11 protein-coding genes and 1 pseudogene are annotated in these 14,513 nt (G+C 65.5%); 7 read left to right on the top strand and 5 right to left on the bottom strand.

The annotated features are described in order from the left end of the window. Positions 1-282: 282 nt before the first annotated feature. Both tbsP and HTUR_RS08350 read right to left on the bottom strand, forming a co-directional pair. The gene (gene tbsP / locus HTUR_RS08355; RefSeq protein ID WP_012942882.1) at positions 283-1,101 is read right to left on the bottom strand and encodes a transcriptional regulator TbsP; all 819 of its coding nucleotides are present in this window, start codon (positions 1,099-1,101) and stop codon (positions 283-285) included. Positions 1,102-1,489: 388 nt separating this feature from the next. Then, entirely contained in the window at positions 1,490-3,613 is a 2,124-nt protein-coding gene (locus tag HTUR_RS08350; RefSeq protein WP_012942881.1) for a hypothetical protein, read from the bottom strand. 203 nt (positions 3,614-3,816) lie between these two features. Between HTUR_RS08350 and glyA the strand changes: the two are divergent. The 3 genes and pseudogenes from glyA (at position 3,817) to folD (ending at position 7,191) form a co-directional block, all read left to right on the top strand. Beyond that, positions 3,817-5,065 (top strand): annotated as a pseudogene (glyA, locus tag HTUR_RS08345) (serine hydroxymethyltransferase). Between the two features lie 87 nt (positions 5,066-5,152). After that, positions 5,153-6,100, top strand: coding sequence for a hypothetical protein (locus tag HTUR_RS08340; RefSeq protein ID WP_012942879.1), 948 nt, complete (start codon positions 5,153-5,155; stop codon positions 6,098-6,100). Positions 6,101-6,297: 197 nt separating this feature from the next. Then, on the top strand, positions 6,298-7,191 hold the full coding sequence (gene folD, locus HTUR_RS08335; RefSeq protein WP_012942878.1) for a bifunctional methylenetetrahydrofolate dehydrogenase/methenyltetrahydrofolate cyclohydrolase FolD: 894 nt from the start codon (positions 6,298-6,300) through the stop codon (positions 7,189-7,191). Positions 7,192-7,335: 144 nt separating this feature from the next. Here folD and HTUR_RS08330 read toward each other — a convergent pair whose 3' ends face one another. The 3 genes from HTUR_RS08330 to HTUR_RS08320 form a co-directional block, all read right to left on the bottom strand. Continuing rightward, positions 7,336-7,686 (bottom strand): PqqD family protein, encoded by a 351-nt coding sequence (locus HTUR_RS08330; protein WP_012942877.1) that lies wholly within the window; start codon positions 7,684-7,686, stop codon positions 7,336-7,338. Continuing rightward, complete coding sequence (locus HTUR_RS08325) at positions 7,683-9,656, bottom strand: OPT family oligopeptide transporter (RefSeq protein WP_012942876.1); 1,974 nt, start codon at positions 9,654-9,656, stop codon at positions 7,683-7,685. Before HTUR_RS08325 ends, HTUR_RS08330 begins: the two co-directional genes overlap by 4 nt. A 238-nt stretch (positions 9,657-9,894) precedes the next feature. Continuing rightward, positions 9,895-10,662: a DUF7117 family protein gene (locus HTUR_RS08320; protein ID WP_012942875.1), complete on the bottom strand. Its 768-nt coding sequence runs from the start codon at positions 10,660-10,662 to the stop codon at positions 9,895-9,897. 349 nt (positions 10,663-11,011) lie between these two features. Between HTUR_RS08320 and HTUR_RS08315 the strand changes: the two genes are divergently transcribed. The 4 genes from HTUR_RS08315 (at position 11,012) to HTUR_RS08300 (ending at position 14,485) form a co-directional block, all read left to right on the top strand. Next, on the top strand, positions 11,012-11,743 hold the full coding sequence (locus HTUR_RS08315) for a hypothetical protein (RefSeq protein ID WP_012942874.1): 732 nt from the start codon (positions 11,012-11,014) through the stop codon (positions 11,741-11,743). A 359-nt stretch (positions 11,744-12,102) separates the two neighbouring features. Beyond that, positions 12,103-12,249, top strand: coding sequence for a hypothetical protein (locus HTUR_RS27330; protein WP_008895435.1), 147 nt, complete (start codon positions 12,103-12,105; stop codon positions 12,247-12,249). Positions 12,250-12,702: 453 nt separating this feature from the next. Beyond that, positions 12,703-12,978 carry a PadR family transcriptional regulator gene (locus HTUR_RS08305; protein WP_008895436.1) on the top strand — a complete coding sequence of 92 codons (276 nt, stop codon included), beginning with the start codon at positions 12,703-12,705 and terminating at the stop codon, positions 12,976-12,978. Between the two features lie 214 nt (positions 12,979-13,192). Further along, complete coding sequence (locus tag HTUR_RS08300) at positions 13,193-14,485, top strand: MgtC/SapB family protein (RefSeq protein WP_049941660.1); 1,293 nt, start codon at positions 13,193-13,195, stop codon at positions 14,483-14,485. Positions 14,486-14,513 lie beyond the last annotated feature (28 nt).

The following is a 14,513-nucleotide window of genomic DNA, read 5'->3' as shown; positions in this document are numbered from 1 at the left end:
GCGTCATGCGACGGTACTCAGCGTCGAGTCGTTCGCAAAATCACGTGGCCGGGAACGCGTCTCGAGCGTTGCGAGAGACGCGCGACCCGGGGAAGGGCAGGCTATCACCCGCTAGCAACCGCGAGCGAGGCCGAAGGCCGAGCGAGCGGGCCGACGACTGATGTGAGTGAGGACTGGAGGGACGAACGAACGGAAGGAGGAGTGCTTTTGATCAACCTTTTACCGAGGGATATCGCGGTCGCGGCGGTTCGCGACCGCGATAGATCGCAGCGTAAAAGGTTGTTAGTTGAGTATGGACTGCGCGACCGTCGCGAGCTGCCCGTTATCCGCTTCCTGGAGTCGGTCGTCGCCGATCTTCAGGCGCAGGCGCGGGCGGCCGACGTCGATCGGGACCTTCTCGGTGTCGATGAGGCCCATGTCCTCGAGTTTGGTCTTCGTGCGGCTGAACGTGGCCTTGCTCGCGATGCCGACGTCCTCGCCCCACTTGCTGATGTCGTACAGCAGGGCTTCGTTCTTGGCCGCGACGAGCAGCGAGATCGTCACTTCGTCGAGCCCGTCACCGTCGCCGCGGGCGGTCTCGAGCGAGTTGAGGATCGACGTGAAGTCCTCTTCGGCGTCGGCGCTGATCTCCTCGGAGAGGGTCTCGCGGACGGCCGTGATCGGCGGCGTCCGGAGGTTGAACTGCGAGGCAGCCTCCCAGCGGGCCGCGTACGTGTCGTAGGTGTCGTCGACGAAGCTCTCGTCGTCGGTGACGAGGCCGCCGACGCGGTCGCCGGCGTGGACGATGGCGATCACGCGGTCCTCGGTGACCAGCAGTGAGTTCTCGGGCGCTTCCTCGAGGGTGCGGAGTGCGAGCGCGTCCTCGCTGATGAGGTCCGCGGCGTTCGAGGCGACGATGAAGTCGTCCATGACGTCTTTCAGCGTTCGTTCGTCGGCGAGCATGTGAACGGACGGCCGGTCGCCGTCGAACGCGGTCGCGACGGAAACGAACTCTTCGATGGCGTCCCCCGACGGGTTGACCATGTAGACGTCCCCGGTCGCGTCCTCGAGAACGGAGTCGAGGATATCGTCAATCTGGTGGTTGAGTAAATTCGAGGTCATGTCTATACAGAAGTAAACGTGCGGATATTACTTAATTTTGGTGGCCGATTCCACACCAGAACATCGCGTGCGACGACAACGACGGTAATTTTTGTCCGCACTCTCGTCAGTTCTCCGACGAGATTGCGCCGAATCGATGTCTTGTCGGAAATCTGTCTAGAACCGTCAGACGGCACGGCGATGGGGCCGACAGCCGCTCGTGAACGAGCGGGAAAACTGGCGATAAATATATAGTATCGATCTGTTATTGTAGGTTTGTATGGGTGTCAGTTTTGATCGACTGTGGTGGGTCACGCGTGAGTTCTGTTATCGGGTACAGACGGCCGATAGAGCGAATCGACCGGCAATGCGAGCCAAGCGCATCAGCACGTACGGCGGTCCGTAGGACTCACTCGACAAAGTGCGACGCCAACTCCGTCGACCAGTAGACGTCGCCGTTGAAAATCACCGACGCGTTCGTCTCTTCGAGTAACGTGGCCAGCTCCGGCTTCGTCACGGTGAAATTCGACTGCGTGCCACAGAGGTAGGCGAACTCGTTGCCCTCGACGTGTGGGAAGTAGTACGAGCCCGTGACCCGCGTAGAGAAACAGTCGAACGTGACCAGATACTCGGCGCGCTCGTTCTCGAGTTCCTCGAGCGTGAGCGTGGTCGGGACGCGGTGTTCGCCCTGGGTCAGCGAGTGCGTGCCGTCGCCGACGACGGCGTAGTCTTTCCCCATCATGATGCGCCTGCGTGCGAGCCCCATCGCGCGTTCGATGCTGAACCCGTGGACGAGGAGTTTGGCGAACGTCGAGCCGACTTTGACGGCGTGGTCGTTGAGGACCTTCGAGAAGGTCACCGCGCCCGCGACGCTCCCCCGCTCGATGAGCCCCATCCCCTCGTAGTAGGAGCCACAGGCGTTGAGGAAGAACGTCTGGGTGTTACAGCGAGAGAGACTCGAGGTCGAGAGGTAGCCGTCGGGACAGCGCAGGCCGTCGGTTTCGCAGTGACCGATGTAGTGGACGAAGTCGTGGTCGTCCTCGAAGATTCTCGCGAGGTCGGCCGTCGAGAGCGATTCGTCGACGGTCACTTCCATCGAGAGCTCCTCGGATCGCTGGCGGTAGATTTCGGCGACATCGTCGTGTTCGCCGGCCATCTCGGGATCGTTCAGAACGACGGCGATCGACGTCGAGTCGGTCGCGCGCTCGAGGTAGTCCAGTCGGTTGTGGTAGGCCTCCTGGGTCGTCTTGAAGACGTCGATCGGCACGCCGTCGGCGAGCCAGCCGTGGACCCGTCCGCTGCGGAGTTCGGGTTTGACGATGTCGACTGACGCGACCTGTCCGGTGCTCGCCCGGCCGTGACCGTCGCGGCCGTCGTTTCCATCGTGGTCGCCGCTTCCGCCGCGGTAGAAGTCCTCGAGGGAGCGCTCGACGAGTTCCTTCCCCTCGAGTTCGGAGGTCCGGGGCATGTGGATCAGACTCATGCGGTCGAGCAGGAAGGGAAACGCCTCGACGCTGTCGTACTCGGGGCGGACGTACGTCGAGAGGTGCCAATCGGGGAGGCGGTGATCGATGGCGGCGTCGGGCACCTCGAGGTAGGTCGCGAGCCGGCGCTGGGGGCTGGCCTCGTAGAGTTCCTCGGCGTCGAAACCGAGGACCTCGAGCATGCTCTGCTCGGCCAGGTTCGTCCCGTATGGGCCGGCGTTGCGGACCAGACAGTCGAAGAAGAAGGCCTTCCGGAGCAGCCGATCGACGTCGCGCTCGAGACCGGGCATCGGCGACAGCCGCTTCTCGACGGCGTACTCCGGGACCCGAAGCATCGCGTGGTTCGGCCCGGTCGCGGGACGCTCGCGGGGTTCGATCGTCGCCTGCAGGTAGTAGGCCAGCGGCGCGACGACGAACAGCGACTCGTAGTCGGCCGGGACGATCAGTTCGATCCCCGACGGCGAGAAGTCATCCCGGATGCAGTCCGGAATCTCGAGACTGTCGCCGCGCTCGAGCAGCGAGGGGTGACCTCGGAGGGTCGGATAGGTGCGATCCGGGCCGTCGGTCTTGTGGGAGGTGGTGAGATGCGTGAGACCGGTCGCGATTCCCTCGGGCGTGTCGGGGACGGTGATGGTTCCCGCGGGGAGTTCGTGGCGACTCCGGAAGCCGACGATCACGCGCACGCGGTCGGGAAACGTGACGACGGTCTCCTCGTAACCGCCGGCCTTCTCGATCGTCGCCGTCCCGGAAAACCGGAGGTACGTCTTGATCTCCGTGTCGATGTCGACGACGTACTCGCCGGGGGACAGCGAGAGCGGCGCGCCGTCGGGATCGAGTTCGTATTGTGCGTCCGATCCGAGCGAAAACGCGTAGGCGACCGCGTGGGGGAATCGGAGTTCGTCCGTCGTCACGACGACCGTCTCGTCGACGGGACGTGGGATATCGGGTCCGGTTCCGCCGACGACGAGGTCGCCACCGCGGACCGACAGCTCGGCGTTGTCGGCGTCAGTCACGCGGAGCGCCCCGTCGTCTACCGCCCACTCTATCATTCGGTACGCTGAATGTTCCCCGGGAAAGTTAGTTGTATCGGGTGGCAAAATTTTGATAATTCCGACGAGATGCCGAGAGCGGTCGTCGTTTGGGCAATTTCTGCCGGTTGGGGTCGGATCGTGTCGTCCCGGGGTATCGGTTGCAGCGGTGAGATTCGCCGAAGACGGGTACACTTATACAGTCGCCAGCCGCCACATCGGACATGGAGCACGACCACGTACGGGACGTCGATCCCGCCGTCGCCGATGCACTCGAGGGAGAGGTCGACCGCCAACGAGAGACACTGCAGATGATCGCCAGCGAGAACCACGTCAGTCAGGCGGTCATCGATGCGCAGGGCAGCGCCCTGACGAACAAGTACGCCGAGGGGTATCCCGGCTCGCGGTACTACGGCGGCTGCGAGTACGCCGACGAGGTCGAGCAGCTGGCCATCGACCGCGCGACGGAGCTGTTCGGCGCCGAGCACGTCAACGTCCAGCCCCACTCGGGCACGCAGGCCAACCAGGCCGTCTACTTCGCGATGCTCGAGCCCGGCGACAAAATCCTCTCGCTGGATCTCAACCACGGCGGCCACCTGAGCCACGGCCACCCGGCGAACTTCGTCGGACAGCTCTACGAGGTCGAGCAGTACGAGGTCGACGCCGAGACGGGCTACCTCGACTACGAGGGGCTGGCCGAACACGCCGAGGAGTTCGAGCCGGACATCATCGTCTCCGGCTACTCCGCGTACCCGCGCGAAATCGAGTGGGAACGTATCCAGGAGGCCGCCGACAGCGTCGGCGCGCTTCACCTCGCGGACATCGCCCACATCACCGGCCTCGTCGCCACCGGCGTCCATCCCTCGCCGGTCGGCACCGCCGACTTCGTCACCGGCTCGACCCACAAGACGATCCGATCGGGTCGGGGCGGCATCGTCATGTGCGACGAGGAGTACGCCGACGACATCGACGCCGCCGTCTTCCCCGGCGGGCAGGGCGGCCCGCTCATGCACAACATCGCCGGCAAGGCCGTCGGCTTCAAGGAGGCTCTCCAGCCGGAGTTCGAGGACTACGCCGAACAGACCGTCGCCAACGCGAAGGCGCTCGGCGAGCGCCTCTCGGAGAACGGTTTCTCGCTGGTCTCGGAGGGCACGGACAACCACCTCGTGCTCGTCGACCTCCGCGAGAGCCACCCCGACACCTCCGGCGGCGACGCCGAGGAGGCCTTAGAGGAGGCCGACATCGTCCTCAACGGGAACACGGTTCCCGGCGAGACGCGCTCGCCGTTCGATCCCTCGGGTATCCGCGCGGGCACCCCCGCGCTGACCTCGCGCGGCTTCGACGAGGAAGACTGCCGTACGGTGGCCGACCTGATCACCCGCGTCGTCGACGCCCCCGAGGACGAGGCCGTCCTCGAGGAGGTCCGCGAGGGAAGTCGCGACGCTGTGTGAAGCGAACCCGCTGTACGAATAAGCGAACGACGCCGCGGCCGCTCGATTTCGGAGTTTCCTGTCATTCGCCGGCACGCGGCTTTTCCACCGGCTGGACGTACCGCCGTCGATGGCTACGAATCCGACCGGAACCGTTCTCGACGACGATCGACTGCTCGAGCTTCGCGAGACCGAGGAGACGCCGGCCTCGGAGCTGGCCCTCGAGTTGACGCCGGTCGCCGAGTCCATGGGCGCCGAGCCGGGCGATCACGTCGACTGGGGCGTCGACGAGTACGAGGACGAACCGATGCTCGTTCTCAGTGCGATCCCGGACCCGCAGACCGGCGATGCGCCGTACCCGCGTCAGCTTCGCGAGGAAGACGGCGAAATCGTCGCGCCCGTTCCCGACCCGCTAGTGCGTGCCGTCCCGCCCGAGGGACTGGGACTCGATCTCGAGTCGTACGACGCCGATCGACCGCTCCTGTTCGACGCGATGACCGCCGCGGAGACGATCGGCCTCGTACCGGTCCGGTTCGACGACGGCGACCCGTACCGTCCCGAACCGCTGCCGGAGACGCCCGACGACAGCGACCCCGTCGCGGAGGAGACCATCGCTCACGAGCGCGACGGCGATCCGACGCCCCGCCCCGAGACGATGGACGCGCCGATCGACGCGCTCGTGCTCGACGAGGTCATGGCCGAGGCCCCAGCCGACGTTCCCGAAGCCGACGTCGTCGCGATCCTCGAGGGGATCGAAACCCACGATATCGTCGGCTCGGACGATCACATCGCCGGCAAACCGCCCCTGACGGTCGACGATCGAGCGGTCATTCTGCTCGCGGACGGCGCGTGGACGGAGCGACTGAGGCCGGCGCTCGAGTCGAACGCCGTCGACGTCGACCCGGACGCGCTCGAGGCCGCGCGAGAGTGTCACGAGCGACAGGCGCTTCGATTGATCGACGCCGCGGAGACGACCGAGTACGGCGACCTCGAGGCGACGTACGAGCCGGTCGTCACCGCCGAGCGTGACACCGCCGAGTGGGAGGTTTCGGAGCCGGACACGGCCGATCGGAGCTGAGACCGAACCCCGAACCGGAGGCGGCTTGCGACTCGATTCTCGAGCGACGTCGCGGATTCCGAGGCGATCCGACCGCGCCCCGCCGCACGGCTCCAGTCGGATCGATACCCACGTTCGTGCGCATTCGGTACCGTGATGGAGGTCGTTCTGGGCACGAATCCGAGGGTTGATTAGCCTCGCGGTCGCCCACTCGAGTAATGACCGAGAACATCGACGGCGACGCCGTCGCGAGTCAGATTCGAGACGACCTGACCGACGCGATCGAGACGCTCGCCGACGCGGGCGCGCGACCGGGGCTGGCGACGGTGCTAATGGGCGACGATCCCGCCAGCGAGACCTACGTGAACATGAAGCAACGGGACTGCGAGGAGGTCGGCATCGAGAGCTACCACGTCGACGTCGAGGGAGACGCCTCGCCCGAGACGCTGTACGACGAAATCGCCGATCTCAACGCGAACGACGACGTCCACGGCTACATCGTGCAGGCGCCCGTCCCGGACCACGTCGACTACCGCGAGGTCATCCGTCGGGTCGACCCCGCGAAGGACGTCGACGGCTTCCACCCGGAGAACGTCGGCCGGCTCGTCGCCGGCGACGCCCGCTTCCGTCCCTGCACGCCCCACGGCGTCCAGAAACTGCTCGAGTCCGCCGACGTCGACACCGAGGGCAAGGACGTGACGATCGTCGGCCGCTCGGACATCGTCGGCAAGCCGCTGGCCAACCTACTGATCCAGAAGGCCGACGACGGCAACGCGACGGTGACGGTCTGTCACTCCCGAACGGACGATCTCGCCGCGAAGACCCGAAGCGCGGATATCGTCGTCGCCGCCGCCGGCGCACCGGAACTCGTCGACGGCTCGATGATCGGCGAGGGTGCCGTCGTGATCGACGTCGGCGTCAACCGCGTCGACGCGGACAACGAGAAGGGGTACGAACTCGTCGGCGACGTCGAGTTCGAGAGCGCGAAGGAACAAGCGAGCGCGATCACGCCCGTCCCGGGCGGCGTCGGTCCGATGACGCGAGCGATGTTACTCTACAACACGGTCAAGGCCGCGAGCCTGCAGGAAGACGTCGACGTCGACCTGCCCTGATCGGACGACGCGATCGATCCCTGACTGGTTTCTCGAGGCTTCAGTACTCTGTTCTCCTCGAGCCGCCGGATCGTTCTCGAGCCCGCTGTGAACCCGGCGCTCGGGTGCGTCGCTCGACCGTGGGGCTTGGACTCGTCTCTCCGTTCACCCGTCGTCGAACCGAATCAGCCCGCGTTCCTCGAGTTGCATGAGGAAGTGCGCGAGCGTCTCGTCGACGGGGGCGACGCGCTCGTCGGCGTGGGAGTCCGCGACGACCGATGCGATCTCGGCGACGGTATGGTCGCCGTCGCAGTGGCGCCAGACGGTCATTCCGACGGGATCCAGCGTGAGTTCCCGCTCCCGACTCGTTCCGAGGAGCTCGAACAGGAACCGGTCGAGCCGGTTCCGCGGGGTTTTCGTCCAGTAGATGGTGACTCGAGGCTCGCCGTCGACGACCGTCTCCGTCCAGTCGTCCGCGGTCCGGATCGGGACGGCGGTCGGCCCGTGCGAACTCATTGGTCCGCCGCGTCGGGAGCATTCCGGAGCACGCTGGTGGCGAAGAGACCGACGAGAGCGGCGAGCGCGACGACGCCGAGGATCGTCTGCGTCTGGCCACCGAGTCCGAGCGGGAACGGCGCGCCCTCGGCGTTCCCGGTCCCGGTGATGTAGAGCGCGCCGATAACGATCCCCATGATCGCCTCGCCGGTGATCAGTCCGGCCGCGACGATCCGGCCCCTCGAGGTCGTGTGCTCGGCGAGCGATCCGTCCTCGTCGTCCCGTCGCGAGACGTAGCGGTCGATGCCGGCCCGCAGCAGGCCGCCGAGGAAGATCGGCGTGGCGAGCGTGATCGGCAGGTAGATTCCGACCGCAAAGGGCAGGACGGGGACGTCCATGAGGATCAGGACGAACGCAAAGACGGCGCCGATGAGGATCATCCCCCACTGGGCGGTGCCCGTGAGGACGCCCTCGGAGATCAGCGCCATCATCCCGGCCTGTGGCGCGGGGATGGTCTCGCTCCCGATGCCGTAGGCCTGGTGGAAGAAGTACAGCACCCAGCCGGCAAAGAGCGCCGAAAGGGCAATCCCGATCATCTGCGCGATCTGCTGGTTCCGCGGGGTTGCGCCGAGCAGGTAGCCGGTCTTCAGGTCCTGGGAGGTGTCGCCCGCGACCGCTGCGGCGATCGCCACGACCGAGGCCGTCACCAGCACCACGACGGGGTCGGTGACGCCGGTCGATCGCAGCGCCAGCGCGGCGATCAGAATCGTCGCCACGGCCATCCCGGAGACGGGGTTCGAGGAGCTGCCGACGACCCCGACCAGGTACGCCGAGACGGCGACGAAGAGGAACGCGGCGATCACGGCGATGAACCCGCCCAGCAAGCCGACCTGGACCTGCGGGACCGCGACCAGCGCGAGCGCGATCAGGACGGCGCCGACCACGACGACCTTCATCGGCAGGTCCCGCTGCGTGCGTTTCCGACCCCCGGTCGCGGCCGCCCCGGAACCGCGAATCTCCGCGACTGCGGTTCCCAGCGCGTCGGCGATCGTCCTGCGCATCGAGAGGATGGCGTAGAACCCGCCGACGATCATCGCGCCCGCGCCGACGTAGCGAATGTACTCGTCCCAGACCGCCTCGGCTTGGGTCATCAGCGCCGCGTCCGCGGCCGACTCGGGGACGAACCCGCCCGTGATGAGCAGCGGAATCAGCATCATCCAGGCGATCAGCCCGCCGCCGAACACGTAGCCGGCGATCCGCGGCCCGATGATGTAGCCGACGCCGATCAGGGCGGGCGTGAAGTCGCCGCCGATGGCGAACCCGTCGGTTTCACCCACCGAGAACGCCGTCTGGATCGTCGTCCGGAAGGCGGCCATCCCGCTGGCCAGCCACATGTAGACGAAGCTCACGAGGAAGCCGAAGGAGATGAGTCTCACGCCCTCGTCGCCGCGCGAGCCCGCCTCGAGCACGTCGGCACAGGCCGTCCCCTCCGGATAGGGAAGCTCCTCGTGTTTGTCGACGATGAGGTAGCGGCGCATCGGAATCATAAAGAGGACCCCGAGCAGGCCGCCCAGAACCGCCACGATCGCGGTGTTGACGATGTCGATCGGCTGGTCGAGGAAGGTCACGCCCGCGATCGTGAAAATGACGCCCGCCGCGAGCGCCTCGCCTGCGGAGGTCATCGTCTGGACGATGTTGTTCTCGAGGATCGTCCCGCCGATCCCGGCCTGCCGGAGTCCGTAGAAGAGACCCATGCTGATGACCGCCGCCGGGATGGAGGCGCTGATCGTCATGCCCGAGCGCATCCCGAGATACATGTTCGCGGTCAGCATCACCACGTTGAGCGCGAGGCCGATCGCGACCGCCTTGATCGTGAGTTCGGCCACGCTCCTCCCCGCGGGGACGTACGGCGACGGCCCGCGTTCCGCCCGTTCGCGCGCTGTGCGACTCTCGCTCGTGTCCGGTTTCTCTTCGGATGGTCCGTGCGCCATAGTGTGGTTGTGCAGGACCCCCGCGAGCGGTCGCTCGCGTCGGCCGCTGCAGGCTCGCGCGGGAACCCGTTCCGTCACGCGATCCGAGCCGATCGAGGGCGGTCCATGCGTTCAGTTGGAACGTTCTCGATCGACGGTATAAGAGCGGAAAGATTTACGACTAGCCGATAGGATAATTAACAGGTATGTGCCCGGCGTTCGTGCGGTCGGTGCTTCCGGTCCCGTCGCGGTCGTCGACTCAGTCCCCGAACCGGCCGTCCGAACCCCCGGTTCCGAACTCGAGGTCCTCGAGGCGGTCTCGTGCGCGAGTGAATGCGAGTTCGTCGCCGCGGAGGCCGTTCGCCAGATCGCGGGCGGCCTCGATCAGCCGATGGGCGGTCCGGGGATCGACGTCGCCGTCGAGCATCCGGATGCGGGTGACGTGTTCGCCGAGCGTCTCGAGGGCGCCGCGTTCGGCGGCCGTCAGGTCGCGATCCGCGGCCCAAGTGCGGACGTCTCGGCGGTAGTCGCGGACGGCGTTCGCGGCGGCGAGGCCGCGCGCGCTCCGGAGACCCGGTGGAACCTCCTCGGCGGGCGGCCGCTGACCGTCGTCGGATCGCGGGCCCCCGCCGTCGGCGTCCCGGAGCAACGAGAGGAAGTAGAGTTCTTCGCGCTCCTCGAGGTCGATCTCCCGGCGGACGATATCGGCGACGTGGAGGAGTTCGTTCGCGGCCAGATAGTCGTCGTCGAGCTCCCGGAGCGTGCCCGCGTTGACGAAGCCGCGCCGCCGGACGTACTCCCGACACTCCTCGCGGGCCTGCTCGGCGAGGTCGTCGATGGGCTGGTCGTCGATGGCGTTGCGGATCGCCGTGAGATCGAACGTGACCTGGAGATCGGTGTGTTCGGTCCGGTCATCGACGCCGACGCTGTGGAGGCTCCCGCAGGCCGGACAGCCGACGCTGCCGGTCTCGTAGTACGACCACCGCGTCCCGCACTCCTTGCACTCGCGCTCGCCCCTGATCTTCATGGACGATCCTACGCGCGGACGACCCAAAATCACACCGGAGTCGACCGAACACTGCGGGGATGGTCGTCCGTTTCACACGCGAACCGGGTGACGGCGTTCCATCCGTTCGACCGTCTGAGCCGCCCCGCCCGAGTCCCGGAACCGACGCGAGCGAGACGCGTCCACGATCGGTCCGTTCGTTGACTTGAAACCTTGAATTCTGACAGTTCTACCGCCTACCGTCGGATTTACCGGTCGAACGGTATGAAATCGATGACGCTCACGAAGGGCTAGTGGACGTTCAATAGGTGATTAACAGGCGGCAGTTGCAGGCCACACTGCAACCACATGGAACGTCCTTTCCAGGAATATGTCCGATTCAGAACTCAATCGACGCAAGTTCGTCGCCGCGACAGGTACCGCAGGCGCGCTCGTACTCGCTGGCTGTGCGGACAGCGGACCCGGCGGAGGAGACAACGAGACCGAGAACGGAGAGGAGACGAACGACACCGGAGCGGGCAACGGTAACGAGACCGAGAACGGGGCGGGAGACGAGACGTATTCCCTGACGGTCACCGTCGAGGACGATCAGGAGGAGCCCGTCGAGGGCGCGACCGTCATGCTCGAGCAGGCCGACAGCGGGATGCTGGGTGGCAACGGCGGAGAAAACGAGTCGGACAACGAATCCAACGAATCGGACAACGAGTCCAACGAGTCGGAAGTCGGTTCGTTCGTCCAGGAGGACAACGAGTCCAACGAGTCCGACGACGACATGCTGGGCGGCAACGGCGGAGAAAACGAGTCGGACAACGAGACCGGTAACGAGAGCGAGGACGGCGGACTCGGCACTAGCGAGGAGGAGTGGCCGCGAGAGGATGAGACCGACGAGAACGGCGAAGTCGAGTTCGACGAACTCGAGGACGGCGAGTACACCGTCTCTGCCGAGAGCGAAGGCGAGGAAGCCGAGGACGACGTCGAAATCGACGGCGACGACGAGGAGGTAACGCTGACCCTCGGCGAGGACGGCGGCATGGGTAACGAGACCGAAGGCAACGAGTCCAACGAGTCCAACGAATCCAACGACTCCGACGACGGACTCTGATCGGTCGACGCAGATCGGTCGACAGCGCGTAGCGGCATCCGATAGGAACCGAGCGATCGACCGCAGTCGTCGTGTCCCATCGCTTTTTCAGACGCTCGTCGCGGAGCGACGGCGACGAATTCAGATCCGGCGGTCTCCGTCCGAACGATCGAGCCCACCCGCAAACGGTTCGTAAACTGTTGTCGTTCGCCAATCGCATTCTTATCGACGAAAGTGTCGACGTCGGCGTACCGTCCGCCGTCTCAATCCCCAGTTACCGTTCGGTTCGTCGATCGCTCGAGGCCGACGCGACGGGCGATTTCGAACGGACGGTTCCCTCCGGCGACCGTTTTTTCCGTTCTCCGGCCCTAGCGTCGAGCATGCGCGACGAAGAAGAAATCCGCGAGCAGTACGAGTTCCTCACCGAACACCTCGAGAGCGAGGACATGCGCCACGAGGGCGTCAGGCAGATGTTCACCCACTACAAGCGCGCCATCGGTTGGGTGCTCGAGGAGGAGCACATCTGAGCCGCGGAACGTATCAAACGCCGATCCGGTGTCGTTACTTTTAAGTACACTCGGCGAAAGCGTTCAGATGACGCTTCGCTTGGAGGGCCGAAGCGTCAGCGGGGACCAATTCAGGGCGGCAAGCGATCGCGTGACACTTTTCCCGTCACGCGATCTGCTTTCCTGTTTCGATCGTACGTCTCAGAGCGACTGCGTTCTCGATCACAGCCGATACTCACTGCCAATCGGATCCGACTTTCTCGTACTTCAATAGCATAAAAATACCGAAACGATACAGACGGTGTGTAAACATGAACTACACGTTACGTGAAGTAGAGTGAAAACCCATCACGGCTGTTATCTATTCGGAACCGAACGCAGACGACGCGGTCCGTCGGTAATATCCCTGTTTCGATCGAAACAACCCGATAGCCTTATTAAATTTCGACAGTAAGTGCAACTGGTACTTTCCCAATGTACGACCTGACAGGATTCCAGCGAGACCTGCTGTACGTCATCGCCGGCGAGGAGGAGCCCCACGGACTGGCGATCAAGGAGGAACTCGAGAACTACTACGAGAAGGAGATCCACCACGGTCGACTCTACCCGAACCTCGATACCCTCGTCGACAAGGGCCTCGTCGAGAAGGGGCGGCGCGACCGCCGGACGAACTTCTATACGCTGACCCGGCGCGGTCGCCGCGAACTCGAGGCCCGTCGCGAGTGGGAAGGACAGTACGTCGATCTGTGATCGACGGGCCGTCCGCTCCGTAGCACGAAACGCGTGGCTCGATCGCGCCCGACCGCTTCGCTCGCGGGTTCGCGATTCGGCGTAGCCGGTCGCCTCGTCACCTGCTGCTCTCGAACCTCGCGTCGTTTTTGCGCGTTTCCGTCCGCCTCTCGAGGCGACGGTCGCCGCGAGAGTCAGCGCGCCGTTTATGGTAATTCGCCGTGAACGACCGACAGTGAACGAGATTGCGTTGCAGATCGCCGACGCGCCGCTGGACGAGACGGTCGTCCGAATCGCGCTGGCCGGGGCCTTGGGGATGTTCCTCGGCCTCGAGCGGGAGTGGTCCCAGAAGTCCGCCGGGATCCGGACGTTCTCGCTGATCAGTCTCCTCGGGGCGGTCTTTACCATCCTGGTCTTCGAGAGCGAGGTCGGCGAGGCCCTCCTGGTCCTCGGTGGCCTGCTCGTGATCGTACAGGGCGTTCTGTTGGCGGTCCAGGGGCTGATGAGCGATGATGACGCCGGCCTCTCGCTGACGACGTCGGTCTCGATGCTCATGTCCTACGGCGTCGGCGTGCTGGTCGCCGCCGGCTTCATCATCGAGGGGGTCACCGTCGCCGTCCTCTCGTCGCTCCTACTGGTGTTAAAGCGGGAGCTCCACGAGTTCGCGTGGGGGCTCTCCCACGAGGAGATGCGCTCGACGATCGAGTTCGCCATCCTCGCGTTCGTCATCTACCCGGTCCTCCCTGCCAAGGTCACCGCGGAGGTCGGCGGCATCTCGATCCCGCTCGAGCCCCAGGTGATCTGGCTGATGGTCGTCGCGGTCGCCGGCATCGGCATCGCCAACTACGCGATCGTCTCCACCTACGGCGGCCGCGGCATCGCCGTGACCGGGTTCTTCGGCGGGTTGGCCTCCTCGACGGCCGTCGTCGGGACGATGCTCGATCACGTCAATCAGCGCCCCGAGGCCGCCTCTTATGCCGTCGCCGCGATCTTGCTGGCCAACGCGGCGATGGCCGTTCGCAACCTCGCCATCGCCGTCGGGTTCACCGTCGGCAGCGGGACCCCGGTCCTCCTCGAGGCGATCGTCCCGCTGGGCGCGGTGATCTTGGTCGCGTTCGCCGTCGCCGCCTGGACCGCCGACTGGGACGAGTCCGGCCCGATCGAACTCGAGAGCCCCTTCTCGATGAAGAACGCCCTCGCCTTCGGCGCCGTCTTCCTCGTCGTACTCGTCTTCGGGTCGCTGGCCGAGACCTGGTTCGGGACGCTCGGCTTTTACGCCACCGCCGTCGCCAGCGGCTTCGTCTCGAGCGCCGGCGCGACTACCTCGGCGGTCGTCCTCTATCGGGGCGGCCAGCTGGGGCCCGCGGAGGCGACCATCGCCATCCTGCTGGCGACCGTCTCGAGCATCGTCGTCAAGGCCCTGCTCGCGTCGACGTCTTCGAACGACGGCTTCCGCAATCAGGTGGCGATCTACAGCGGCCTACTGCTGCTCGGCGGTGCGCTCGCGACGGTCGCGATCGTCGTCTAACGTGAGCATCCGAGCGACAAATGGGAAA

The sequence above is a fragment of the Haloterrigena turkmenica DSM 5511 genome (genome assembly GCF_000025325.1).
Classification (GTDB): domain Archaea; phylum Halobacteriota; class Halobacteria; order Halobacteriales; family Natrialbaceae; genus Haloterrigena; species Haloterrigena turkmenica.
Note: the sequence above shows the minus strand (reverse complement) of the source record. Positions and strands in the feature narration are given on the sequence as shown.